Source organism: Nonomuraea rosea, from assembly GCF_039539705.1.
Classification (GTDB): Bacteria; Actinomycetota; Actinomycetes; order Streptosporangiales; family Streptosporangiaceae; genus Nonomuraea; species Nonomuraea rosea.
Map to the genome: position 1 here is coordinate 196,435 of NZ_BAABDQ010000022.1, position 24,284 is coordinate 220,718.

General features: G+C 71.1%; 15 protein-coding genes and 1 pseudogene. 7 read left to right on the plus strand and 9 right to left on the minus strand.

The genetic code is table 11. The annotated features are described in order from the left end of the window. Positions 1-100 precede the first annotated feature (100 nt). The 6 genes from ABEA43_RS39725 to ABEA43_RS39750 form a co-directional block, all read right to left on the minus strand. Positions 101-2,791 carry a hypothetical protein gene (locus ABEA43_RS39725; RefSeq protein ID WP_345570267.1) on the minus strand — a complete coding sequence of 897 codons (2,691 nt, stop codon included), beginning with the start codon at positions 2,789-2,791 and terminating at the stop codon, positions 101-103. Then, positions 2,788-5,949, minus strand: a complete 3,162-nt coding sequence (locus ABEA43_RS39730; protein WP_345570269.1) for a DUF7824 domain-containing protein — start codon at positions 5,947-5,949, stop codon at positions 2,788-2,790. Before ABEA43_RS39730 ends, ABEA43_RS39725 begins: the two co-directional genes overlap by 4 nt. Further along, complete coding sequence (locus ABEA43_RS39735; RefSeq protein WP_345570271.1) at positions 5,946-7,274, minus strand: SWIM zinc finger family protein; 1,329 nt, start codon at positions 7,272-7,274, stop codon at positions 5,946-5,948. The genes ABEA43_RS39730 and ABEA43_RS39735 overlap by 4 nt, the downstream gene beginning before the upstream one ends. A gap of 200 nt (positions 7,275-7,474) precedes the next feature. After that, positions 7,475-10,003: an FG-GAP-like repeat-containing protein gene (locus ABEA43_RS39740; RefSeq protein ID WP_345570272.1), complete on the minus strand. Its 2,529-nt coding sequence runs from the start codon at positions 10,001-10,003 to the stop codon at positions 7,475-7,477. Between the two features lie 192 nt (positions 10,004-10,195). Then, the gene (locus ABEA43_RS39745) at positions 10,196-10,681 is read right to left on the minus strand and encodes a hypothetical protein (protein ID WP_345570274.1); all 486 of its coding nucleotides are present in this window, start codon (positions 10,679-10,681) and stop codon (positions 10,196-10,198) included. A 23-nt stretch (positions 10,682-10,704) separates the two neighbouring features. After that, positions 10,705-14,664 carry a hypothetical protein gene (locus ABEA43_RS39750; RefSeq protein ID WP_345570276.1) on the minus strand — a complete coding sequence of 1,320 codons (3,960 nt, stop codon included), beginning with the start codon at positions 14,662-14,664 and terminating at the stop codon, positions 10,705-10,707. 341 nt (positions 14,665-15,005) lie between these two features. On the opposite strand from ABEA43_RS39750, the gene ABEA43_RS39755 reads away from it, so the two are divergent. The 5 genes from ABEA43_RS39755 (at position 15,006) to ABEA43_RS39775 (ending at position 18,467) form a co-directional block, all read left to right on the plus strand. Beyond that, a complete protein-coding gene (locus tag ABEA43_RS39755) occupies positions 15,006-15,530 on the plus strand; it encodes an LmbU family transcriptional regulator (protein ID WP_345570302.1) in 525 nt (174 codons plus the stop codon). Between the two features lie 90 nt (positions 15,531-15,620). Then, positions 15,621-16,241, plus strand: a complete 621-nt coding sequence (locus tag ABEA43_RS39760; RefSeq protein ID WP_345570278.1) for a TetR/AcrR family transcriptional regulator — start codon at positions 15,621-15,623, stop codon at positions 16,239-16,241. A 62-nt stretch (positions 16,242-16,303) separates the two neighbouring features. Then, complete coding sequence (locus ABEA43_RS39765; RefSeq protein ID WP_425570443.1) at positions 16,304-17,221, plus strand: LysR family transcriptional regulator; 918 nt, start codon at positions 16,304-16,306, stop codon at positions 17,219-17,221. A gap of 141 nt (positions 17,222-17,362) precedes the next feature. Beyond that, positions 17,363-18,076 carry an SDR family NAD(P)-dependent oxidoreductase gene (locus ABEA43_RS39770; protein ID WP_345570282.1) on the plus strand — a complete coding sequence of 238 codons (714 nt, stop codon included), beginning with the start codon at positions 17,363-17,365 and terminating at the stop codon, positions 18,074-18,076. A 19-nt stretch (positions 18,077-18,095) separates the two neighbouring features. After that, entirely contained in the window at positions 18,096-18,467 is a 372-nt protein-coding gene (locus tag ABEA43_RS39775; RefSeq protein ID WP_345570284.1) for a YybH family protein, read from the plus strand. A gap of 124 nt (positions 18,468-18,591) precedes the next feature. On the opposite strand, the gene ABEA43_RS39780 is transcribed toward ABEA43_RS39775, so the two are convergent. Together ABEA43_RS39780 and ABEA43_RS39785 are read right to left on the minus strand one after the other, a co-directional pair. After that, a complete protein-coding gene (locus ABEA43_RS39780; protein WP_345570286.1) occupies positions 18,592-22,386 on the minus strand; it encodes an nSTAND1 domain-containing NTPase in 3,795 nt (1,264 codons plus the stop codon). Positions 22,387-22,597: 211 nt separating this feature from the next. Further along, positions 22,598-22,993, minus strand: coding sequence for a VOC family protein (locus ABEA43_RS39785; protein WP_345570288.1), 396 nt, complete (start codon positions 22,991-22,993; stop codon positions 22,598-22,600). 183 nt (positions 22,994-23,176) lie between these two features. Between ABEA43_RS39785 and ABEA43_RS68285 the strand changes: the two are divergent. After that, positions 23,177-23,281 (plus strand): annotated as a pseudogene (locus ABEA43_RS68285) (sugar isomerase); the annotation flags it as partial. Positions 23,282-23,357: 76 nt separating this feature from the next. After that, a complete protein-coding gene (locus tag ABEA43_RS68290) occupies positions 23,358-23,690 on the plus strand; it encodes an SIS domain-containing protein (RefSeq protein ID WP_425570447.1) in 333 nt (110 codons plus the stop codon). Here ABEA43_RS68290 and ABEA43_RS39795 read toward each other — a convergent pair. Next, the gene (locus ABEA43_RS39795) at positions 23,633-24,139 is read right to left on the minus strand and encodes a hypothetical protein (RefSeq protein WP_345570292.1); all 507 of its coding nucleotides are present in this window, start codon (positions 24,137-24,139) and stop codon (positions 23,633-23,635) included. The two genes, ABEA43_RS68290 and ABEA43_RS39795, sit on opposite strands and share 58 nt — an antisense overlap. Positions 24,140-24,284: the final 145 nt, after the last annotated feature.

Sequence of the window (24,284 nt, forward strand, 5' to 3'; positions counted from 1 at the left end):
CAGCGGTTCCACCCCTGGCCCATCCACCCCTCACCGGGCGTGGGTGGGCCAGCGGCCTGTCCTGGGCGGGCGAGACTCACGATCCGCTGACCTGACCAGATCAAGCCTCCCGGGTCAGCAGCTGATGGAGGCTCCGGCAGGCCCGGGTGAGCGAGGTCGAACCGCGCTTCTTCGCATGGGCGGCCACTTCGGGGATCTCTCCCCGTGCGCCGGCCCACGTGGCGATGCCGGTGGCCAGCACGACGGCGTCGGTGTGCAGACGCTGGGCCCGCTCGCCTTCTTCCGGGAGGAGGACGGTCAGGAAGTGCCGCAAGATCGTCCATACCTCCGCGTGCGCGCCCTGCTTGGCGGCCAGCTCCAGCGCGGGCAACGCGAGGTTGGCCTCGTAGCGGGTGCGGCGGCCGAACCGGCCCAGCAGGCGGCCCGTCTCGGCGGCGGGGAGCGCGCCCTTGGCCGCCAGCTGAAGCAGCGGGGGCACCGCTTCGTCACCCTCCACGGTGAGGAAGTAGGCCAGGATCAGGGCCGTCGCCGGGCCGGACGCGCCTTCGGCCAGGGCCAGATTGCGCAGGTCGTCGATCGCGATGTCGGGCCGGTCGAAACGGTCGATCAGGCCGATCGCCAGATGGGCCGCCGCGAGCTCCCGGTGGTGGGGCGTCATACCGGGCCAGAAGTGACGTGACCCGCGCCGGAACGGGCGCATCTCGGGCGCGGTCAGCAGGGCGTCGAGGTGGGGGAGACCGGTGGGCTCCACGGACTGCCAGCTCACGTTGACGATGTCACGCTCGTCGAAGGGCACCACGCGGGAGCCGAGGTCGAGGGTCCAGGTCAGCTCCACCTCCGGGGGTGGGGGCGCGCCGCGCTCGAACCAGCGGGCCACCGCCGAGCCGCTGTTTCTCGCGCGTTCGGCCAGGTCAGGAGCAGGATCAGGCGGGAGACGCAACAGGGCCTGTGCCACGTCCAGCGGGAGCGGCTCGTAGCCGGAGTCCGCGCACACGGCCAGGCGGTCGAGCAAGGTCTCGGGGTCGAGGTGGCCGTCGGCGCGGGTGGGGGTGGCCAGCAGGACCGGGGGCAGGGCTCCGGCCTTCGCCGCGCGCAGGAGCTCGTCGAGGCGGGACAGGAGGAAGGCGTGGGGACGGGCGCACTCCCGCAGACGGGGGAGCCGGTTCCAGGGCGCAGGCGGCGCCTGCCGCAGGATCTCCTCCTGTACGAAGTCGGGCATCTCATGGAGCGGGACGATCGTGCGCAGGGCGGGGAACAGCTGGAAGGCCGTGGCCGCGACGTTCACCATGCCGTCGTACAGGGCCTGCCCGAGAGTGCCTGACAGCTCGGAGCCCTTCGTCCGGTACGACGGGCGCTGCCGAGGCGGACGGGACCCGGGTGGCCCCGGATCTTCGCCGGGATTGACGAGCTCCCTGGCCAGCGCGGTGCACCAGTCACGAGGAGAGTGCCAGGCCGGCGCGTCGTAGAGCACCGGCCGCAGGTGTTCGCCGAACCGCCGGGCCAGCGTTTCCCGCAGGACGCCCGGGTTCGCATGGGCCTCCCGCGTGACCGCCGCCAGCCACGCCTCGACGTCGATCCAGCCGATCTCCTCCGGCGGGCCGCTCTCCAGATCCGAGGCCGGGAACGGGCCGGCGACGGTGGCCTCGGGCAGGCGGCCGGGGGTGAAGCCGCCGGTCCAGCCTGCGATGAAGCACTCGAAGAGCTGCCGGGCCGAGGCCGGGGGCAGCAGCTCGGCCGCCTCCAGGATCGGGGCGGCGTCGGTGAGGTGGCCGGCGTGCTTGAGCGTGAGGGTGACCGCGCGGTCGCGCACCTCGTGGGAGGCGTGCGCGTACGCGTTGGTCAGCGCGGTGACGTGCTCGGTCACCCGTTCCGGATGGTGGCGAAGATCGCGGTCGAGCCAGGTCAGGCCCTTCACGGCGAGCTTGGCCTCTGGGCGGAAGGTCATCGCCTCGACGGCCTCGGCGGCGTCCGCCGGGTCGAGCCGCGCCTGGCACACCTGCCGCCAGGCCACCTCGGCCACCGGGCCCGGCGCGACGGGCAGCAGGCGCAGGTAGTCGCGCAGCCTCCCGGCCGACTCCGCCGGCGTGGGCGCCACGAGCGTGTGCAGCCGGACGAAGTACCGCAGGTCTTGCGCGTCACCGCCGAGCAGGAAACGGCGCACGCAGCCGGTGATGATCTGCTCGCGCGGCAGCGTGCGGGCGACCAGGGCCAGCCAATGGGACGGCTTCGGGATGAGCGTCTCGTCGACCAGCGCCCGGCCCGCGCCGGCCGCCTCGAAGATCCTCGGAAGCAGGTGGGGCGTCAGCGGGTCCTTGGCCACGCCCACCGCCGACAACCAGGCCGCCACCAGCGGCTCGTGGTCGGGCGGGATGGCCTCGCCGTCGCGCAGCAACTCCAGGGCCAGCGGCACGATCCGGTCGTCGGGACGGCGGATGCGGCGTGCGAGGCGTACCGCCAGATCGGCACGCCAGGCCGGCGGGCGGCCGGAGACCGCCTGCACCAGCCGGTGCGGGCTCAGCGCGCCGGACCAGCGGGGATTGAGGTCGCGCTTCATCAGCCAGGTGGCCGCCCCTGCCGGGCCGGGAATGGTCGCCGCGCCGACCATCATCAGCACCTCGGACGAGCCGGTGACCTGGTCGAAGGCGTCCCAGCCGAGGAGCAGGCCCGGTAACTCGGCGGCGACGGTGGCCCGTTCGGCGTCGGTGAGCTTCGGCAACCGCAACGCCAGACCCTCGGCGTCGTGGTTGAGCACGAGATTCCTGATCTCGGTACGGAGGTCGTCGGAGGTCATGACGTGGCTCCGGTGAGCTGGGCGTGCAGGCGCTTGCACTCGTGGACGAAGCGGATCGTCCGTCGGCTGCGCGCGAACTCGGCGACGACCGGGATCTCCCCGCGCGCGCCCGTCCAGCGCGCCACGTCGGCGGCGAAGGCGACGAGATCGGTGTGGGTCACGGTGATGCGCCGCCCCTCGCCCGGCAACATCCCGGGCAGCAGGGCGCGCACGATGCGCCACACCTCATGGTGGCCGCCGGCGTCGGCCAGCTCGGTCAGGGCCGCGATGGCGGGGCGGGTCTCCCGCCAGGTGCGGCGCAGCACCAGCGCGAGCTGGCGGCCGATCGCCTCGGCCGGCAGCTCGCCTCTGGCCGCCATGCTCAGGACCAGCGGGATCATGCCGGGCATGCTGCCGTCGGCCAGGAGAAAGGCGAGGATCACCGCCGTGCACTCGCCCATCGGGCCCTGGGTGATCTCCAGGCCGGCGATCTGCGTGGGCGTCAGCCCCGAGCCCCAGAGGCCGCGCAGCAGGAAAGGCAGCAGGTTGACGGCCACGACCTCGCGGTGCGAGGGCAGCATGGCGGACCACGCCTGGAGCGTGCCGCCGGACTCGTCGACCTTCCAATCGAACGGCTGACGCAGCAGCACCTCGTCGATCAGCCGATGGCCGGTCGGGGCCGTCACCCGCACCATCGGCTGCAGCCTGACCTGGGTGAAGTGCTCAGGCTCGCAGTCGCCGAAGTCGACCATGGACGCGTTCACCATGTGGCGCCACACGAGGCCGCACTCGGGGTCGGCCATGCCGTCACCGGCGAGCCAGCGGGCGGCCGAGCGCGCCGCCTCCGAGTCGGCCTTGGCGGCCCGATCGGCCGCGGCCTGATGGCTGCCCCGGGGCAACCGCAGCAGCGCCTGCGCCAGGTCGGCCGGAGGCGGCTCCACTCCGGCGGCGGCGCAGGTCTCCAGCCGGTCCACCAGCACGTCGGGGTCGAGGTGGCCGCTCATCCAGGTCGGCGTGGCCAGCAGCACGGGCGGCAGGGTGCCGTCGCGGAGGGCCTCGGCGAGCTCCGTGTAGCGGTGCAGCAGAAAGCCATGAGGCGGGGAGACGGCGTTGGGGTGGGGCAGCCGGTTGCGCCGCCGCCACTCGTCGTGCTCGGGCAGCTCTTCGGGCAAATAGGAACGCAGCCGGGGCGGGACGAAGACGACGGTCACCCGCACGAGCGGCTCGCCCGGGTTCGGCGGGGGCACCTGTTCCCCTGCCTGCATCGCGGCGATCCGGGCGGGGTCCACGCCGAGCTCGGCCATGCGCTCGTAAACGTCGTCGAAGATGTAGGACGGCATGGCCTCCTCGGAGTCGTCGTACAGGACGCCGGGCCTCGTACGCACCGGATGGTGGCGGTCCGGCACGGCGTCGGCGGGAGAGTCGTTCAGGTGGATCCGGCCCCCGGCGAAGGGGATCTGCCGGTCGCCTTCGTGGGCCACCGCCTTGTCCGGGCCTTCGTCGCTGGTCCAGGTGATGAAGAAGGCGCGCAGCGGGGTGTCGTCGTCGAGGTAGCGGCCGGGCCGGTGGAAGCCGAAGCGGCCCACCGTGATCCGCCGGCGCGACGGCTCGGGGTCGGGCACCTCGCCACGGGTGAGGGCGCGCACGCTCACGGAGTAGTTCGCGCCGTCCCAGAACTTCTGCGGTTCGATCGGCGGCCGCTCCGGCACGCTCCCCGGAGCGACGAGCTCGGCGGCCAGCACCGACTGCCAGTCCTCGGGGTCGAGGCGGACCTCCTTGGAGCGCCAGTAGCCCTGGTCGCGCTCGGCGTGAGGCTTGAGCTTGCGGCACAGCTCGGCCCGGTCGCCGGCGATCCCGGCGACGAAGGCCGCCAGCCAGCGCTCCTGGCCGATCCAGCCCTCGTGATAGCCGGGGAAGATCGACGGCTCGGGGAACCGCCGCGCCTCCGGCACCTCGGGCAGGGGCGGGAACTCCTTCCGCTCCAGCAGTTCCTCGACCGGGGTCTCCCCGCCGAACCGCTCGGCCAGCTTCGCGCCCAGGTCGGCGGGGAGGTGGCGGACACCGTCGAGGATCGCCTCGGCGTGGCCGGCGAACAGGCCGGCGTGTTTCAGGGTCAGCTCGGCCGCGCGGTTGCGCACGTCGAAGGACTTGTGCGCGTAAGCCGTGGTCAGCGCGGTCACGAAATCGGCGGCCGCCTCGGGCGTGGCCCGGATCGCCTGGTCGAGCCAGCGCAGGCCCGTGGTGGCGAGCTTGGCCTCGTCCCGGAAGGTGAGCGCGTCGACCGCCTCGACCATATCGGCGTGGTCGAGCGGCATCGCCCCGCGCACCTGCCCGGCGGCCAGCTCGGCGACCGTTCCCGGGGCCGACGGCAGCAACCGCAGGTAGTCGCGCAGGCGGGGCGCGGACTCCGCGGGCGTGGGGTCGAGCAGCGTGTGCAGCCGTACGAAGAACCGCAGGTCCTGCGCCTCGCCGCCGCGCAGGAAACGGCTCACGCAACCGTCGAGCACCTGCTCCCTGGGCAGCTCGCGGGCGGCGGCGGCCAGCCAGCGGGTCGGCCGGGGCTCCAGTCGTTCGTCACGGAGGGCGCGGCCCGCGCCGTCTGCGGCGAAGACGCGAGGCAGCAGCACCGGAGTCAGCGGATCGCCTGCCACGCTCGGCGCGGCCAGCCAGGCGGCCACCAGCGGGTCGTGGTCGGGTGGCACGGCGCCGGACTCACGCAGCAGCGCCACGGCCAGCGGCGCGATGCGGTCGGCGGGACGGCGCACCCGCTGGGCCAGCCGGACCGCCACATCGCGACGCCACTCCAACGGGCGGGCGGCCGCCACCCGGCACACCCGGGCGACGTCGGGGCCCTCGGCCCAGCGGCGGTTGACGTCGCGGCCGGTCATCCACGTCACGGCGGCCGCCGGGCCGGTGATGACGCCGACACCGGCCAGCAGCAGCGCGTCGGCCAGCTCGTCGAGCAGGCCGCCGACCTCCCAGGAGGCCATCTCCGCGAAGTCGCCGGGATGATCGGCGCGCACCTGCTCGGTGCGGGCCCGGCGCAGCTCCTTGACCAGGCCGGGCAACCGCCCGCCCAGCTCGGCGCGCTCCTCCTCGGTGAGCGTGACCAGCCGGTCGGCCAGGCGGGTGACCTGGTTGCGCGTGACCAGATCGAAGATCTCCGTCCAGAGGGTCATCGGGAGACCTCCACGGCGGCGCGGGCGACGATGCGGGCGGCCAGCACGTGTTTGCACGGCCCACGGGAGCCGCGATGGTCCCACCACCACTCGCAGGTGCAGGAGCCGTCGGTCAACGAGACGCGGCGCGCGCCGCCCGAGGTGCGGACGGTGGCCAGCTCGCCTTCGAGGCGCACGGCGCCCGCGTCGACGAGCCTGCGCGCCTTGGCCAGCCGCGGGTTGAGCAGGAACACATTGTCCTTGTCATAGGGCAGCTCACGGTGGAAGTGGGCGGCCTCCGACAGGTCGTAGCCGACCCGGCCGGCGACGCCGAGCTGCGTCAGCGCGGCCCGCACCCGCTCGGCGGGGATGCCCGCGCGGTCGGCCAGCAGGCCGATCTCGACCTCCGGCTCGAAGTTGAGCAGCATGCCCACCACGTCGGCGTCGTTCTCGGCCTCGTCGGTGGCCAGGTCGTCGAGCACCGCGCCCTCGCCGGAGAAGCCGCGCCAGCGCTCGGGCGAGAGGGTGAGCGTGTAGCGCATGCCGGGCAGCTCCAGCTCCCAGGCGCTGGAGGCGGCGTCGGCCGGGCCGTACACCCGGAGGGACTTCGCGAAGCGCAGCAGCGGCAGGAGGGTGCCGAGCCGGTTGGGGCCGGCGAGCTGGACCGAGCCAGGAACCTGACGGTCGGCGGCCTTCAGGTCCCGCCCCGCCTGCGCCACCCACACCGTGCCCTTCTTGGGCAAACCGCGCAGGAACCGCACCGCCGCCATGCCGGCCAGCTCACCGCGCTGGTCCATGCCCGAGGCGATGACCTGCACCTCGGCGAAGCCGCGTAACCAGCGCTCGGGCAGCGGCACCTTCTTCTCCACCACCGCGCCGTCCATCGTGGTCACGACCAGCTCGTCGAGCCCGACCCCCAGGTGCAGCGGGTCACGCGCGCCGATGCGCGCCAGCGCCTCCCGGAGCGGCGCGTTCACGTCGACGTTGGTGGTGCCCCGGTCGAACACCTCGCCGTCGAGCGCGCCGGTCAGCAGGTCGAGCCGGGCGTACACGCCGCCGCAGGCCGAGAACGACTCGAACCGCAACCGGTCTCCGTTGCACGTCACCACCGGGTCGCGCACCCAGCCGGGCCGCGCCTGCGGCTGGTGGTAGCGGGCCAGCGCCACGTCGGCGACGCCGAGCAGGGCCGCCGCGGCGGGGGCCGCCTGGGTCACCACGCCGCTGAAGAACCGGGGGGCCACGGCGGGGCCGGACAGGGCCCGCCCGCCGGAGGTCGCCAACCCGAGGCGACCGTCTACAAGGGAGGAGGGCGCGGCGTACGTGTACGCCTGCGTCGCTGAAGTCATGGCCCGGACAATAGATCGCCCCACCGACAAACCCGTTCGTGTCAGGTGGGCGGCCAGTGCCGTAGCGCCATGCCGGCCACCCCGTGGAGGTCGTCGCGGGTGGCGCCACCGGCGGCCTGGACGGCGATGCCGTTGGCCGCGGCCATGCTGTCCCGTACGGCGGAGTGCCCGTTTCGACAGCATGGCCGGCATCGCGCGTGTCAGCCGATGGCGTTGATCGTCCAGCCGGCCCCGATCTGGAAGCGGCTGCCGAGGCGGCCGTTGCCGGTGCCGGGATAGACCCACAGATTGCCACTGCCGTCGAGGGCGACCAGGTCGGTCTTGCCGTCACCGCTCAGATCCAGAGCCGCGACCTTGAAGGTGCTCCAGCCGCTGCCGGATTGGGTGCGGCCGGCAAGGGTGACACCGCTCTGGCTCGTGTTGGCATAGAACCAGAGGTCGCCCGAGGCGTCGATGGCCATGACATCGGCGCGGTCGTCGCCGTTGAAGTCGGCAGGGAGGATGCGGAAGTTGGTCCAGCCGCTGGTGCCGATCTGGGTCTTGCCGCCCCCGTCGGGGTAGTAGTACAGCGCGCCGTTGCTCTTGTTGATGCCGAACAGGTCGGCGTGCGGGGTGCTGTCGGCGTTGCCCGCGGCGTGGACGTAGCCGGCCCAGCCGGTGCCGATCTGCTTCCTGGCGCCGGAGGACAGATTTCCGCCCTGGTTGGGATACATCCACAGAGCACCGTCGGCGTCCTTCATGACGACGTCGGCCAGGCCGTCGGCGTCCCAGTCGGTGACGATCCACTTCAGGGAACCCCACCCGCTGCCGATCTTCACCCGGTTGCCGCCGCTGACGGTGGTCAGTCCCGAGCCGCCCTGGCTCGGATACATCCACAGGTCACCGGCTCCGTCGGTGATGACGACGTCGTTACGTCCGTCCCCGTCGAAGTCGTGATCGTTCGGCGCGGGCGTGTGCGAAAGCCGGTTCCAGGTCTGGAGCGTGGACAGGACGCCCTTGAAGTGGCCGCCGAGGCTTGCCGCGCCGGTCTTGTGCGCACCCGCGCGCAGCGCGCCGGTGGCTTTCCACTTCACCGTGTGCCTGACGCTGGCGACGTTCCGTCCGTTGACCCAGAGGATCACGACGCCGGTGGCGGCCTTGTAGGTCACGGCGACCTGCGACCAGACACCCGCCGGAGCGCTGCCCGCGGGCGCTGCGGCGGTGTCCCAGACGGGACCGGCCACGTCGGATCGGCTCATGGCGAAGCGCCAGGATCCGTTCTCGGCCCAGAGTTTGAAGCCGGCGGCGTTGACGCCGTCCTGGGACAGGACGGTGCCACCGGCGGCGGGTTTGGCCCAGGCGCTGAGGCTGAAGTCGGCGTCGGTGACGACGGCGGGGCCACCGGCCGAAAGGGTTGCGGTGGTGCCGTTGAGCTCGACGGCCGGGCTGAAGGTGTCGCCGGTCTTCCAGGTCGTGCCGGCGGTGGCGGTCAACGGGAGGCCGGTTCCGGTGAAGGCGCTGTCGGCGGTGACGCTGACGGCGGTGCCCGGAGTGGCCGTGGCGGGCAGGTCGGCCAGGGCCCAGGTGTGGTCCGCCGTGGTGGCGGTGATGGCGTTGACCCAGGTCGCGAGATCGTCAGCGCGGGCGGCGGTGAGGGCGCTGCCGTTCCCGGCGGTGTCGGGGCATCCGGCCTGACCCGCCTGGCTGAGCACGGCGGCGAGCTTGCCGCCGTTGAGGACGGGCGCACCGGCCATCCCGCTGCACACCAGCGGGCCGGCCGCGGCGGTCAGCGTCGTAGAGGTGGCGGCGGTGAACGTGATCTGCGCGCTCTGCTGCCGGTCGGTGGTCCAATCAGCGGCTGTCACGGCGGCGCGGCTGTGGCCGACGGCAGACAGCTCGACACCGGTGGGAGCGGCGGCGGCCAGCGGGATCGGGGTGATCCCTTCGATCGGGGCGGCCAGCCGGGCGAGGACCACGTCGCGGCCGGGACGCGGGCTCAGCCAGTCGACCTTGGTGGCGGCCTTGCCGGGGAACGCGACATAGGTCGCGCCGGCCGGCGGGCCTTCGGCAAGCTGGGGCTGGTTCGGATCGGTGGCCAGGCAGCTCGCGGCGCCGAGCGCCCAGCGTGGTGCGACCAGCGTCGCGGTGCACTCGCGGCCGGCGGTGGCGAGCTTGCCGACCGCCGCCTGCGCGCCGGTGCCCGGCGCGAGGCCGGTGCCAGCCCGCAGTTGCAGCAGCATGGTCGGCGACGCGTCCGGGTCCGCGCCCAGGCCCACTTGAGTGCTGCCGTCCGGATCCACGTTGACGGTGAGCTGTTCGCCGTCGTCACTGCGCAGCTGCGCGGTCACCTGGTGACCGGTGCCTTCACTCTGGCCGTCGCCACGGATCTCGAACACGCCCGGAACTTCGAGGTTCAGTACGCCCCCGGACGCGGTCACCTGGAAGCAGACCCGGCCGATTCCGTCAGCGCCGATGGCTTCGTCAGTGGTCCAGACCTTCAGCAGGCCGATGTCACCCTGCGCCGGCGTGGCGCAGTCGGCTAACAGGATGTGGCCGTCGCCGGAGATCAGCCTGACGTTCTGAGCCGCCAGGATCTCCGCCGCACCAGGGTAAGGGTGGACGCCATTGTCCACCAGCGACGGAAGCGAGACCGGAGACGCGCCGGCCGGCGCCGGCCCGGCGGCTACCGACAAAGACGCTGCCATCGCTGCGGCGACGCCCAGCGTCGCCCAGCGCGGTGGTGAATTCATAGTCACGAACCTCCGGTGATTTCCTGTCGCGGATCGCGGAGCGAGATCCGACGCGCGGACCGTAGCCATTGTCCGCGAAGCACGTCAAGAAACTGTGGTGAGTTATCGCCGTCGCACTGCCGTAGTCGCGACTGTCAATTCCGTGAGAAAAGGACACGCCAAGGCAGTCTCAATCGAGCGTGCCACCTACATTCAGGCTCCCCAGATCAGGTCTGGCCGGCCTGTCCGTCGCCGGAGATCCTCCACCGCTTCATCCGGAGTGGACCCGCCGCCGACCCTGCCCGCGTGGTCAGCGAAGAACTGACCACGCTGCTCGGGCGTCCAGGAAGCATGGGGGGTAGCTGTCTCTTCGGGATCCATGAGCACGGCGATCCATTCGCCGGGAATCGATCCGTCCGAGTGGCGGGCGCCGAGAACCGTCACCCATTGCCGGGGGCCCGCATTGCTCTTCGCATACTCCTTGATGACGTAGCGTGCGCCGCCATAATCGCGGAGACGGCCGAGGATCTCGTCCCGCCGATCATGCATCCAGGCCGGAGTCGCCTCCGGCCAGTATTCGGCGGATGGCACATAGACGGCGTAAGGCTTGACGCCCCAGGCGCAGTCGAAGGTGAAGCTGGCGCCGTCTTCCCGGTAGACGATTCGCTCTTTCCACTCTTCGCTGATCACAAAATCCACCCCACCAGGGTACCCATGCGGCCTCATCGCTCGAAGATCACGGTCTCTCTCCCTGTGACCAGGTCGATCTGGGTTATCTTGGTGACGTTGGGGTTGCGTTTGAGCGCGGGAAACTCCGTGCTCTCCCATACGTTGCCAGGGCGCAGGCTTTCTCCGAGAACCACTCTGACCTCGCCGGAGGCATTTCGGGCATAGGTAAGGGACACCTGCTTCCACGCGTCGTCCACATGGGCCTTAAGAAGGTCCCACGCCGTCTCGTCAGGGTCCCATTCCATCTTGTTGGGATCCCAATTCGCCTGTGGAATTCCGCGGCTGTCCATGAGGGATTCGAGCGTGGTGCCGCCCTTGGTTTCCGCGATGTCCGCGGCTGCCTTGGGTCCGGCATTCAGAAACTCTCCAGATTCCAGCTTGGTGCGGCCGGACCAGAAGAACGCAGCGCCCTTGGCGGTGGAGTAGTTGCCGGCAACCATTGCCCGGACATCCGCGAGGACGGTGAGTTTATTGATCTGATTCAAGTCTCGTTGGATGTCCGAGACCGCGCTCGAGCCCGTTCTGGCAGCCCTGTAGGCGTTCTTGAGGGCCCGGAAGCCGACGCTGAGCAGCTTGCCGATCCCGGCGGACACCAGCGATTCGAGAGCAATCGTGCCAAGGTTGAGCAACGTCCTGGCCAGCGATTGATCACCCTGGACATAGCGGTGGACTTCGAGGCCCACCTGGCCCACGGTGAGCATGGCGCCGCAGACCACCGTCAAAAGACAGCCGGCACCGACGGTCGTCGCGTACCAGACGAAGCCGGCGGCCAGCGCTCCCGTGATCTGCTCGTAGGCGAAAACGAGCCGCTGCATTCCTTGGAACGAAGGATCCAAGGTGGAGTTGATGCAGTTCTGGTAAAGCTGGCTGCCGTGCGGATACAGATCACAGAAAGCGGAGTTGGTGTAGGCCCGGGTGGCCAGCTCCTCCGGGTCCGCATAAACGTTGTAGGCACAGTTGCGAGCCCACTCACCCTCGGAGTCGCCGAGTATCGCCTCCCACTCGGCGACGCTTCCGGTGGTGTAACCGTTGAGGCATTTCGTCATTTCCACGCCGTAGGCGAACTCGTAGGCCTCGTAGGCCTCCAAGGCCGCTGTTGAAGCAGCCTCGGCATCGTCTCTGGCGCTGATGGCTGACTGGTAGGCGGCGCGGGCCGCGAAGTTGGCCCTGTTGGCGGCGTTGACGGCGGACTGGTGGGAGGCGATCGCCCAGCCGGCCGACCGGATGGCGCTGCGAGCTGAGGTTGTGGCCCGGGTGGCCGCCTCGCGCGCGGTCTTGACCGCGGCCGCCGCCTTGTTCGCCGAGGCGACAGCCTGGCCGGCGTAGTCACGGGCCTGCTGGGCGAAGCCGGCGGCCCGCTTGGCCGAGTCGATCGCCTGCTGGGCGTAGGTTGCGGCCTGCGCGGCGTCGTCGCGGGCGCGGGCGGCCACGGCCTGCGCTTCCAGCGCACTCTGCACGGCCGTCTCGGCGACCTGGCTGATGCTCTTGAGCAGGCCGGCGACCACAGCGAGGTGGATCGCGCTTTCGTGATCCCGCTCGGCCGCGGTGAACCGGCCGGTGCTGAGGAACTGCCGCAGGCCAGGAGCGGGTCCGTCCAAGGCGATCTGCGCGGCCGCCTTCACCTCCGGCCCGCTGTCCGCGCCGGCCAGGATCTGGTTGACCAGCACCCGTTCACCGATGACCGCCGCGGTGTACTGGCCGCTGTCGAGGAAGTCCCGTAACGCCTGCAGCGTGTCGGTGTCGAGGGCTTGCTGCGCCCGCTGGGCCAGCACGACGTCGCCGGCCGCCTTGGCCGCGGCCAGGATCTGGTTGACCTTCTGCCGGTCCGCGCTGTAGCGGCCGGGGTAGTTCTGCGTACGCAAGAAGGTCGAGACCGTCTGGTCGCTGCCGGCCAGCGCGGTCTTGGCCGCTGCCGCCAAGGAGGGGTTCTCGGCCACCGCCAGGTTCGTCACCGCGACGCGGTTGTCCTGTGCCACGGCGCCGGCGACGCCGGTGCGTACGAACTCCAGCGCGAGATCGTCAGCGCCGCCCAGCGCGCCCAGCGCCGCCTGCTTGGTCCAGGCGCCCTGGCCGCCGGCCAGGTTGAGCGCGACCCTGCGGGCCGCCACCACCGCGGCGGGACGCTCGGTGGCCGGGTCCAGCGCCACGGCGATGAGCCTGTTGGTCTCCGCGTCGCGTTTGGCGGCCTGATCGGCGTCCCAGTCGGCGACGCGCTGCTGCGCCTCGTACTCGGCATTGGCGGCCCGGGCGGTCTCCAGCCCCTCATCCCGGGCCACCGCCAAGCGCTCGGCATCGGCGGTGCGCGCCGCATCGAACACCGCGGCCGCCTGGCTTGCGGTGTCCAGTGCCTGCTGCGCGGCCACGGTGGCGGCGTTGGCATGATCGGTGGCCCGTTTCGCCGCCTCTGCGGCCTCGCCGGCGTGGTCCGCGGCATCAAGGGCTGCCGCTGCCGCGGCCTCGGCGTTGGCCGCCGCCCGGTTGGCGGCGTCTCGCGCCTTGTACGCGGCGTCGATGGCCACCCGGAGATAATTCTCGGCCGCCCGTGCTGCCCGGACGGCCCGCTCGGCGTTGGCCCGCGCCCTCGCCGCCGCGGCAACCGCCTCTCCGGCTGACGCGCCGGCCGCGTTGGCGTACCGGACCGCCTCGTCGTTGGCGACCGCTGCCGCCAGAGCATGGTCGGCCGCGGAGATAGCGGATACGACGGCCTTGTTGCCGTTCTCTATCGCCCTGCCTGCCGCTTCCGCCTGGGCGGCGAAGTCGCGCGTCTCCTGGGCGATCGCGTTGGCTTCCTGCGCCGCCTGCCGTGCGATATCCGCCCTGTCGGCATCCACGGACGCCTCGGCAGCCGCCCGATAAGCCACGGAAGCTTGCCGATTGGCCTTCGACGCCATCTGCGCCGCCCGCGCCGCAGCGGTGGCGGCGGCCCGCGCCGCCCGGCTCGCCGACGCCGCGGCCTGAACGGCCACCTGTGCCGCCGCGGCGGCCTTCTGCGCCGCAATCGCCGCCCGCTTGGCCTGCGCCTTCGCTTCAGCCATGTTGTCGCGCGCGGCCTCGGTCGCGGCAGCGGCCTCCGCCGCGGACCGGCGCGCCGCGGCCGCGGCGTCCCTGGCGCGGTCGGCCTCGCCGGTGGCGCTGGCGGTCTCCTGCGCCGCCAGCGCACCGGCCGCCCGCGCCTGGCCGAGCAGCTCTTCCAGCGTCGCCGTCTCTTCGTCCCGTGCCGACGCCACCGCCCAGCCATAGGCGAGGAACGCCTCCAGCGCCTCCGGCGTACCCGCGTCCAGCGCCTTCTGGCCCGCGGCGCGGACTTGCGGGCCACCGGTGGCCATGGCCTGGTTGATCCGCAGCCGCTGATCGGTGTTCCACTGCGCCTGCCAGCCGGACTCCAGGAACTCCCGCAGCGCCTGAGTGTCTCCGGAGTCCAGCACGGCCTGCGCCGCCTGCTTGACCTGATCGCCGCCGGCGCTCATCAGCTGGTTCACCGACACCCGCGTGTCGATGTCCGACGGGCCCTGCCAGCCGCTGTTCAGGAAGGTGGTGATCGCGCTCTGGTCACCTGCCGCGTCGGCGTCCAGGGCGGCCTGAGCCTTCGCGCGTACAGCGGGACCGCCGTTGCTGATGACGCTCGCGAGATTGTCCCGCTCGTCGAGGCGCTGGGCCTGGCGCCATCCTTCGGCCAGGAACGCGCTGACCTGCTCGTCCGAGCCCAGCAGCGCCGCCTCAGCCGCTAATCGGGCCTGCGGGCCGCCCTCTTGCCAGGCCGCCACCACGTGGGAGCGATCAGCGGCGACCGACTGCTCGGCATGTGCCGGCATGACCCGCAGCAGGTTGCCCAGCAAGGCCAGGACCAGGAATGCCGCGATCATCGCCGGCCGGCGCGCCATGAATGGACGCGCCGCTCCATTCATGGCCGGTATCCACGCACGCATATTCAGCCGCACCGCAGCCTCCGTCACCGCTCGGACCTTCGCACACCGGGAGCGCTGAAGAGGCGAATACGACCACCGTTCGTTCAGCACCGCGGAGTATCACACGACGCTCGAATTCCAGGCAACCCTGAACGCGGTGCCGACGCCTGGACCTGGTGAACACGGGCGCGATATACCGCCGGCATACCGGGATTGTCTAGCCTCGTTCCGCTGGCCAGAAAAGTTCTGTGTTCGCTTCATGGTTGTCACGCCGGAGAACGATGCTTAATACGGATTCACTTCCCTTGCAGGATCGCGGTAGGTCGAGAAGAGAATCGCTGGCGAACAGGCTTGGGCTTGAGCCTTCCATTCGGGCCGGAAGGCTTGGGCTGTCACTCCCCGCGGGCCTGCCATTCGACGCGTGGGAAAGGATCGGCGACCAGCTTGGCGTGATCGGCAACTCCTCCGCGTGGTGGCTGGGGGACTGGCTGGTCTACGGCGAGGAGAGCTTTCCCGGCCGGTACCGGCTGGCCATCTCCCAGACCAATCTGTCGTACAAGACGCTGCGCAACTATGCCTGGGTTGCGCGGAATGTTCCGATGTCCCGTCGGCGGGACACGCTGAGCCTGCAACACCATGCTCAGGTCGCCGCCCTTTCCGCGGATGAACAGGAGCGATGGCTGGCGCGGGCGGAGGAGGAAGGCTGGCCGCAGAGCAGATTGCGCAAGGAGCTCCAGGCGAGCCGGGTCAGCGCCCCCGGCTCCGAGCCCGTCACGGTGACCGTCACCGTCCACATCTCCTTCGAGCGGGAACAGAGGTGGAAGGTGGCCGCCGAGAGCGCGTCCGTGCCCTTGCCCGAGTGGATCGCACAAACCTTGGACCATGCGGCAGGCCATGTCGACGACGAACGGTGATGCCGCGCCTGCCGATGACGCCATCACCCAGATGACGGGCGTGCCGCGGCCCTAGCCGACCGGTCTAGTAGTTGGTCGTACACTTGCTCCATGGGACGGACCAGCGATGCCAGGGAGAAGATTCTCGGCGCCGCGCAATCGCTCATCGAGCTGCGCGGTTACTCCGCTCTGGGCGTGGCCGAGATCTGCAAGGCGGCCGGCGTGCCCAAGGGCAGCTTCTACTACTTCTTCGCGTCGAAGGAGGCTCTCGCTCTGGCCACCATCGACGAGCACTGGGCCGAGCAGGAGCGCGCCTGGAAGCACATTCTGACCGGCGCGGCCGAGCCTCTGCAGCGTCTGCGTCGGCTGTGCGAGGCGACGGAGGCCGCCCAGCGTGCCGGTCAGCAGAGCTGCGGCACCGTCTCGGGTTGCCTGTTCGGGAATCTCACGCTGGAGCTGAGCAACCAGACCGAGGCCATCCGCGCCCGGCTGCAGGAGATCTTCGACGCGCAGGTCGAGATGATCGATGCGGTCATCGCCGAGGCTCGTGCGCGTGACGAGGTCACCGTGACCGACACCCGGGAGGCCGCGCGGTCGGTGGTGGCCCAGCTGGAGGGGCAGGTCCTGTTCGCCAAGCTCTACAACAGCACGCGGCGGCTCGGTCCCCTGTGGGCCAACTGCCTGGCGCTGCTCGGCGCCCGTGCGCCGGGTGAGGTCGCCGCCGGTCTCTGACGCCCCCGCGTGCTGCGGCGCGGCTGGTAGGCGTAGCCTCTCACACCCGTAGCATGGCGAGCGTGGAGCTGCGCCAGCTGCGATACTTCGTCGCGGTCGCCGAGGAGCTGAGCTTCGGCCGCGCCGCCGAGCGCCTGCTGATCGCCGGCCCCTCCCTCTCCCAGCAGATCAAGGCCCTCGAACGCGATCTGGGCGTGCGCCTGTTCGACCGGGACCGCCGCTCGGTGTCCCTCACCCCCGCCGGAGCCGCCCTGCTGCCCTACGCCCGGGCCCTGCTGGAACGCGCCGACGACCTCCGGCACCGCGCCCGCCGGCTGTCCGGATCCGAACCGGTCCGGCTCGGCTACGTCAACTGGCTCCCGCCGGACCTGACCGCCCGCACCGCCGCGGTGGCCCAAGTCCACGTCGACGCCTGGGTCGCACCCTCGCACACCCAGGCCGCCCGGGTCGCCGAAGGCGGCCTGGACCTCGCGGTGTGCTGGCTGCGCACCGACGACCTGGCGCAACGCGGCCTGCATGCCCAGCTCATCGGCGCCGACCGACTCTATGCCGTCGCCACCGGCCATGACACCGGCGAGGTCCCCGCCCGGGAGACCAGCGTCCTCCTCGACGACGACATCACCTCCTGGTCGTCCTGGAACGCGTACGGCGAAGAACTGGCCCACGAGACCGGAGCCCGCGCCGTACGCGTCTCCGACGGCGGCATCACCGGCCCGGGGTTCTTCGACCACGTGCGCCGCAGCGACCGCCCGGTCATCAACTCGCCCAAGGGCCAGGCCACCCCGCTGCCGCCGGATCTCGTCCGGCGGCCCGTCGTCACGCCGGAGATCTACTGGACCTGGTCCCTGGTGTGGCGCCGCGGCGAAGTCCGTGCCCCGGTCCTCGCCGTCGTCGAGGCACTCCGCATCGGCGGCGACTTCGGGATCCACGGGCAGGACGCCTGGCTGCCCAAGGGCGACCCGCACCGCCTGAGAGGCTGAGCCTCTCAGGTAAGAGGATTCCGGTCCTGAGACATGCGCCGTGACCTTTGACTTCGCCTCCGCCGATCGCCTACGGTCACATTCAAATAGTTGACCGGTTGACTATTAATTCGATCGGTCACCCTTCCAGGGAGGGTCATCATGAGCACGCAGTACCAGAAGGTCGCCCTCGTCACCGGCGCCTCGCAGGGCATCGGCGCCGGCCTCGTCGAGGGCTATCGCAAGCTCGGCCACGCCGTCGTCGCCGTCTCACGCACCATCGCTCCCTCGGACGATCCCGGGGTCCTCACCCTCCAGGGCGACATCGCCGAACGTGCCACCGCCGAACGGGCGGTGGCCGAGGCCGTCGAGCGGTTCGGCCATGTGGACACTCTGGTCAACAACGCCGGCATCTTCGTCGCCAAGCCGTTCACCGAGTACACCCTCGACGACTACGCCGCCGTGACCGCGGTGAACCTCGACGGCTTCTTCCACATCACCCAGCTCGCCATCGCGCGCATGCTCGCGCAGGGCGGCGGCCACGTCGTCTCCATCACCACCAGCCTGGTCGACAACGCCGACTCCCGGGTCCCGTCCGTGCTGGCCTCGCTGACGAAGGGCGGCCTGCAGTCGGCCACCAAGTCCCTCGCGATCGAGTACGCCACCCGTGACATCCGCGTCAACGCCGTCGCACCGGGCACCGTCAAAACCCCCATGCATCCCGATGAGAACCATGAGTTCCTCGCGGCGCTGCAGCCCGTAGGCCGGATGGGCGAGCTGAACGACATCGTGGACGCGGTCCTCTATCTGGAGAACGCCTCCTTCGTCACCGGTGAGATCCTCCACGTCGACGGCGGCGTGAGCGCAGGCCACTGACCACCACCAGGAGAAGCCGATGAACAGCGACTCGGACCGCGAGAAGATCCTCCGGCACGTCCTCGACCGGTGGAAGGCCGGCGTCGACGCTCACGAACCGCAGCAGATCGCCGCCCTGTTCACCGAGGACGCGATCTTCCAGGGGCTGCACCCGTACAGTGTCGGGAGGCCGGGCGTGGCCGCCTACTACGACTCCCAGCCGCCGGGTCTGACGGCCGCGTACCGCATCCTGGAGACCAGAGCGCCCGCTGAAGACCTCGTCCTCGGATACCTGGCCGTCGGCTTCTCCTTCACCGATCGCCCCACCCTCCACGTCTCTCTCAGCGTGCTGGTGAAGCGGACGGAGGAAGGCTGGCACATCAGCCACTACCAGGTCTCCCGTCTCGACTGACGGACGCGGCTCCCGGGTGGGGCCAGAATCCACCGTCTATGACAGGTTCCGTGAGTGGTGTGTTTCGAGCGGCTGACGCGGGCGTGAGAACGGCGCTCGGGTCAGGGGCTCAGCAGCCTTCCGGTCAGTCGTCCGGGACGTCTTCCGCCGCCGGGCAGGTCCGCTGGTACGGGAGCCGCGCGAAGGAGGCCCGCCAATCCGCCTCCGGCAAGCCGCCGCCGGCCCGGCGGCACACCGCCGCCACCGTGGCCGCCGGAGCGAGGTCGTAGCGCTGGACGGGCACGTGCTGCCCGGCGGCGTACAACGTGCCGCCGTCCGCGCCGAAGGACAGGCCCAGGATGGTGTCGCCGGGCGTGGCCAGCGGCGTCCCGATCGGCTGCCGGGAGGCGACGTCCCACAGCCGCAGCGTGCCGTCGCCGGTGCCGACCGCGAGCACCGACTCGTCAGGGGAGAACGCCAGCGCGGTGACCGCACTGCGCGGACCCGAACCGCCCGTGACGGACGCGCCGAGCACGCCGACGCGGCGCTTGACGGCACCGTCCCAAAGGATGGTCTTGCCCGAGCCGTCGCCCGCGGCCAGGTAACGGCCGCCGGGGCTGAACGCCTGCGCCTGACCGGGGCCGGGACTGGTCGAGGGCGGATTCTTCACCCCCGTCCGCACGTCCACGACATCGCCGATCGACGTGACGGCGAGCCGCCGGCCGGGGTGGAGGGCGAGCCGGTGCGCGGTGACGCCGGGCAGCGTCCTGGTGACGGTGCGGGTGCGCAGGTCCCAGATCTTCGCCGCCCCGACCTCGGGTGCCTGGGCGACCAGCAGCGAGGTGTCGTCAGGAGCGAAGGCGATCGCCCCGGGCATCACCTGTTCCCCCTCACTTCCCCCCTCACTTCCCCCCTCACTTTTCCCTTCGCTGACCACGAGCGTGTCCGTCGTGCGTCCACCGGCCACGTCCCACAGCGACACCCGGACCGGCAGCTCGGGGTGGTCCATCGGGGAGGCGCCGAAGGCGAGCGTCCGCCCGTCCGAGGCGAAGGCCAGCAGGATCGCGCAGCTCGGCAGGTCCGGCGGATGCGGGCAGGGGATCTGCGGCAGATCGGTGGGCGGCCCGCCGGACAGCGGCCGGTGCAGCCGCAGCCGCACGCCCTCGGGCTCCGTGAGCCCGTTCGCGAGCGCCAGCAGGGCGCCGTCCGGGCTGAACACGGCCTTGTGGACCATGTCCTCCTCCCACGGGGAGGTGAGGGCCGGGCCCGCGTCGAGCGTGCGCACGGTGGCCGGCCAGGTCCTGCCGGTGCCGCTCAGGTACCGGATCCGGCCGGCCTGCGGATCGACGCGGAGATCGGCCACCTGCTCGCCCATGAGGGAATGCCGGACGACGGGCTGCTCGGGCCACGCGACCCGCCACACCAGCAGGTCGAGCTCATCGGCGGCGGCCAGGAACGTCCCGTCGGCGCTGAACCCGATCTCCTTGACGTCCCGGTGGGCGATGGACGCCACTTCCGCACCCGACGCGAGGTCCCACAAGCGGACCGCCTCATCGGAGACGACCGCGAGGCGCCGGCCGTCGGGGGTGAAGCGCACGTGCTCGTACTGGCACTGCCGCCGGTTCACGACCGGCGCCCAGGGCGTGTCCATCCTGCGGCCGGCCCGCACGTCCCACACCTGCAACCGCTGCCCGGGAACGCACACCGTCAGGTACCGGTCGTCCGGGCTGAGCGTGGCGTCAGGAAAGCCCGCATCGTCGTACGCCCGCTTCTCGGCGTCGCCGCGCACCATGGCGGGCCCGGCGTCCCACGTCGACACCAACGTCGACGGCGCCTTCCGGGGAACCCGCACCTCCAGGAGCTCCCGCCGCCGGGCGAGATCCCACACCAGGATCCGGTACGTCGAGCCGGCGGCGTTGTAGCCGATGACGCCGCGCCCGCTCATCCCCATCTCGAACCCGTCCTTCGCCGGCCCCAGCTCCCTGTCGTCGCGGCGGCCTGCGACCAGGTCCCACGACACCACGGCCAGGTCCTGGCCCCACATGGGCAGCGTCCACGCGTCCCCCTTCCGCGCCCCCACCTGCTCGTGGCCGTCTCCCAGCCCAGGCCAGAGCGCCGTCCTGCGGTGGGTGTCCAGGTCCCAGGTGGAGACCTGGCCGGCGCCCACGCTCACCAAGGTGCGGCCGTCGGCGCTGAGGTAGCGCATGGTGCCGGGGTCGCCGTCGGGGTCGATGAAGACGTCCTGGTGCCGTTGCGCGCCCGCCGCGAGCAGGGCCGAGCGGGTCTCGGGCAGGTCGGCCACCCGCCAGGCGGCCAGGCTGAGGCGCATCGCCGTGACCGGGTCGGTCTCGCGCAGGCCCTCCGCGACGCCGATGGCGCGGCGGGCGTCGGCCTCGCGCTGGCGGGCCCGGCTGGTCGTGTTCTGCTGCCAGGCCAGCAGGGCCGCCACCAGCGTCAGGACGAGCAGCCCCGATATCGCCACCCTCCGCCGCGTACGGGAGCGCCGCTCGCCGTCCCTGGAGGCGATGCTGGCGGCGAGGAACTCGCGTTCCAGCGGAGTGAGCTCTTCCGCGGCGGTGAACTGCTCGCAGGCGGACGCCAGGCGCACCCCGCGATACAGACCGCCCGGGTCGCGGTCGTGATCCCGCCAGGCGGTGGCCGCCTCGGTCAGGCGGCGCTGGAGCCGGATCCGCTCGCGGTCCTCCTCGATCCAGCCGCGTAACCGGGGCCAGGCCGTGAGCAGCGCCTCGTGCGCCAGATCCACCTGCTCCTCGCCGAGGGTCACCAGGCGGGCCTCGGCCAGCCGTTCGAGCAGGGGTTGCGCGTCCTCGGTGGCCAGTTCCGCGCGATCGGCGGGACGGCGGGTGTCCTGGGCGTCATCGCCGGGGTTGACCAGGCGCAGCAGCAGGTGGCGCAGCCGCTCCTGCTGCCGGGCGGTGAGCCCGGCGTAAAGGTCTTCCGAGGTACGGGCGATCGAGCCGCGGATGCCGCCGGACGCCTCGTAAGCGGCCATGGCCAAGGTCCTGCTCCGGCGCCGCCGCCACGTCTCCCGCAGGGCGTGCGACATGAGCGGCAGGCCGCCGGGCTCCCCTTCGACCTCGGCGATGATCCGCGCCGTGAGCTCCCGCTCCACGACCAGACCGGCGCCGGCGGCCGGCCTGATGATCGCCTCCCGCAGTTCGGCGGCGCTCATGGGGTTCATCAGCAGGGTGGCGTCGCGCGCCGCCTCGGCCAGCGCCCCGTGCCCGGCGCAGTGCCCGAAGAAGTCGGCCCGCACGGCGAGCACCACCCGCGACCCGCTCTCGTCCCGCGCGCGCTCCAGCAGAGCGTCGGTGAACGCGCGGCGCGCCGCCGGATCGGCGCACAGCGTGAACACCTCCTCGAACTGATCCACGATGATCAGCTTCGCGCCGGGAAGCTCCAGCGGGGGCCTGGCGCCGGGCGTCAGCACCCGGATCGAACCGCCCAGGTACGGCACCAGCCCCGCGCGCAGCACCGAGGACTTGCCGCTCCCGGACGCCCCGGCCAGCAGCACCAGCCGATGGGCCCGGCTCAGCCCGGCCAGCCGCTCGACGAGCGCCGTACGGCCGAAGAACCGCCCGTGATCCTCCGCCTCGAACCGCGCCAGCCCCGGATACGGAGCCGGCGCGTCGTCCTGCTCGGCCGCCCTCTCCAGGGCCTCCTGTTCGGCGGCCTGCCAGCGGGCCCGCCACTCCTCGGCGTCGCCGCCGCACGCCTCGACGTAGCCCAAGGTCACGGGCAGCGACGGCAGCCGGTCGCCGGCGGCTGCCTGCGCCAGGGTCGCGGGCGAATAGTGCGCGCGCCTGGCCATCGCCCGGTAGGTCAGGCCGCCCGCGTCCTGCCGGAGCTTGCGCAGCTCAGAAGCGAAGCGGGCGACGGGTCCCGCCAGCGGATCCAGCGGCTGCTCACGACGTCCCAAAATTGCCCCCGATCAGTTGATCATGTCCGCGTCGGATACGGAGTGATCACACAGCCGAATACGGACCTCCCATGATGCGAAATTTCCCGGTATCTGACGCCCAAGGCGGGTCGCAGGGCGAACGTTGCCTGCTACGGCATGGCCGACGAGCCCTCGTGATCTGGCATGGGGGAGGCGACGCCGCCGGAAAGACCTTGTTCGCAGAGGAATGTCATCGAGGGCGATGGGCCCGGATGTCCACAGGGCGTCCATCGGGATCGCGAGCCGTCATCGTCCATTGCGTGGGCAGAGTCTCGATCTGTCCGACCGGCCGCCCGGCATCCAGAATCCGTTCGCGAAGGTCACACAGCTGTGCGTATGTGCCCACGCGCAGTCCCCAGCCCGCCCGGTTCAGGGGATCAAGATCGAGGGCGGGGACGGTGGCGGTTTCGACGATCATCAGGTGGTCGGCCCCGCCGACATCGAGGACCGCGATCCGCGGATCGGCAGAGGTCGCAGCGCGCTCGAACGCGAGCGTCGCTCCGAGCAGCTCCGTGTAGTACGCCACGAGCCGGTCGAGTTCGGTCGTGGACAGCGTCAGATGATTGATTCCGAGCAGATCGGTCATGATCAACAGAGCCTAGCCCAGCCACGTCACGACGGCCCCGATCAGGACGCGGTGGTCGGAGCAGGCATGCTCGGGATGCCCCGCGCAGGTGGCGGGCCCGGTCCTGACGACGCGCAGGCCGGCGTCGAGCACGGGGAAGAGGCGCAGGCCCCCGCCCTGATGAGCCGGGTCCTGGACACGCAGATGCCCGCGATACAGCAGGCGGCCGCCCTGGTCGCAGGAGGTGTCCTTCAGTCCTTCGCCACCGGACACTCGAGAATCGTGGCCCTCGAACTCACCGGACGCGCCGGCGGGCTCGCGTCCGCGGGCATGCTGAGCGTCAAGGACCTGGTGATGTTCGGCGGAGCGGACCCCGAAGGAGATCCTGGACCCGGCCTGCGAGCGAGTTCCCGGTCTCGCCGAGCGGATCTACGATCTCGCGCGGCCCGACCCGATCGACCCCTTCCTGATCGTGTCGAACTCCGGCGTGAACGCGGCCATCGCGGAGATGGCGCACCTGGCCGATCTCGCCGTGTCCGTCAATCTCGCTGCCGGTGACAAGGGCAACGCGCCGCTTTGGGAGCGGTATCGCAGCCGCGTGCGCCCTGTGGAACCTTGGTGGCGAGCGGAACTCATCGGTGAGGCTTGTGCCTTTTGGCCTCAGTCGGCGCGGTGGAAACCGGTGTTCGCGGTCGCGAGGAATTTTCCGGTGACATAGTCCGTCACCCATACGAAAGCATAGACCTTCTTACTGCCTACGGAGATCTGGGCGCTCGTACAGCCGTAGGCGGTAACGGTGAACTCGTTGAGCTTCTGACCCGACTCGCTGTAGATCGAGCACTTGAACTTTCTGCTGGGCGGCCACCAGGCCTGCATGGATGCCTTGCCGCAGCCGTTCACCTTGAGCTTCAGCCAGGCGTTGTTGCTCGCGAAGTTCTTCGTCTCGACCGTTTTCCACGTACACGCGGCGCTCGCGGATGTCGCGGCCGCCGGTATCGGATTGATCGTCGCGGCCACAGTCACCAAGAGTGCGGACGTGACTGTCTTGGCCAATGCCTTTCGCAGGCCGCCGACGCGGGCTGCGCCATTTGAGGATCGAGTGACAATAAGCCCTTCCGCATGATCGACGTGGGGTCGCCTGCGGGCTGATGACAGTCGAATGACCATTGATTCTCTTTCGCTTTCCTGGGGATGAATTGGTTTACGGGACACTTCCTATCAGCTCGCAGTATGTTCCCGGTATGTTCACCGGTCGTTATGCCGGTGTGACTCAAAAGGGCTGAATTTCTCGAAGCCGGCCGACCTGCCGTTC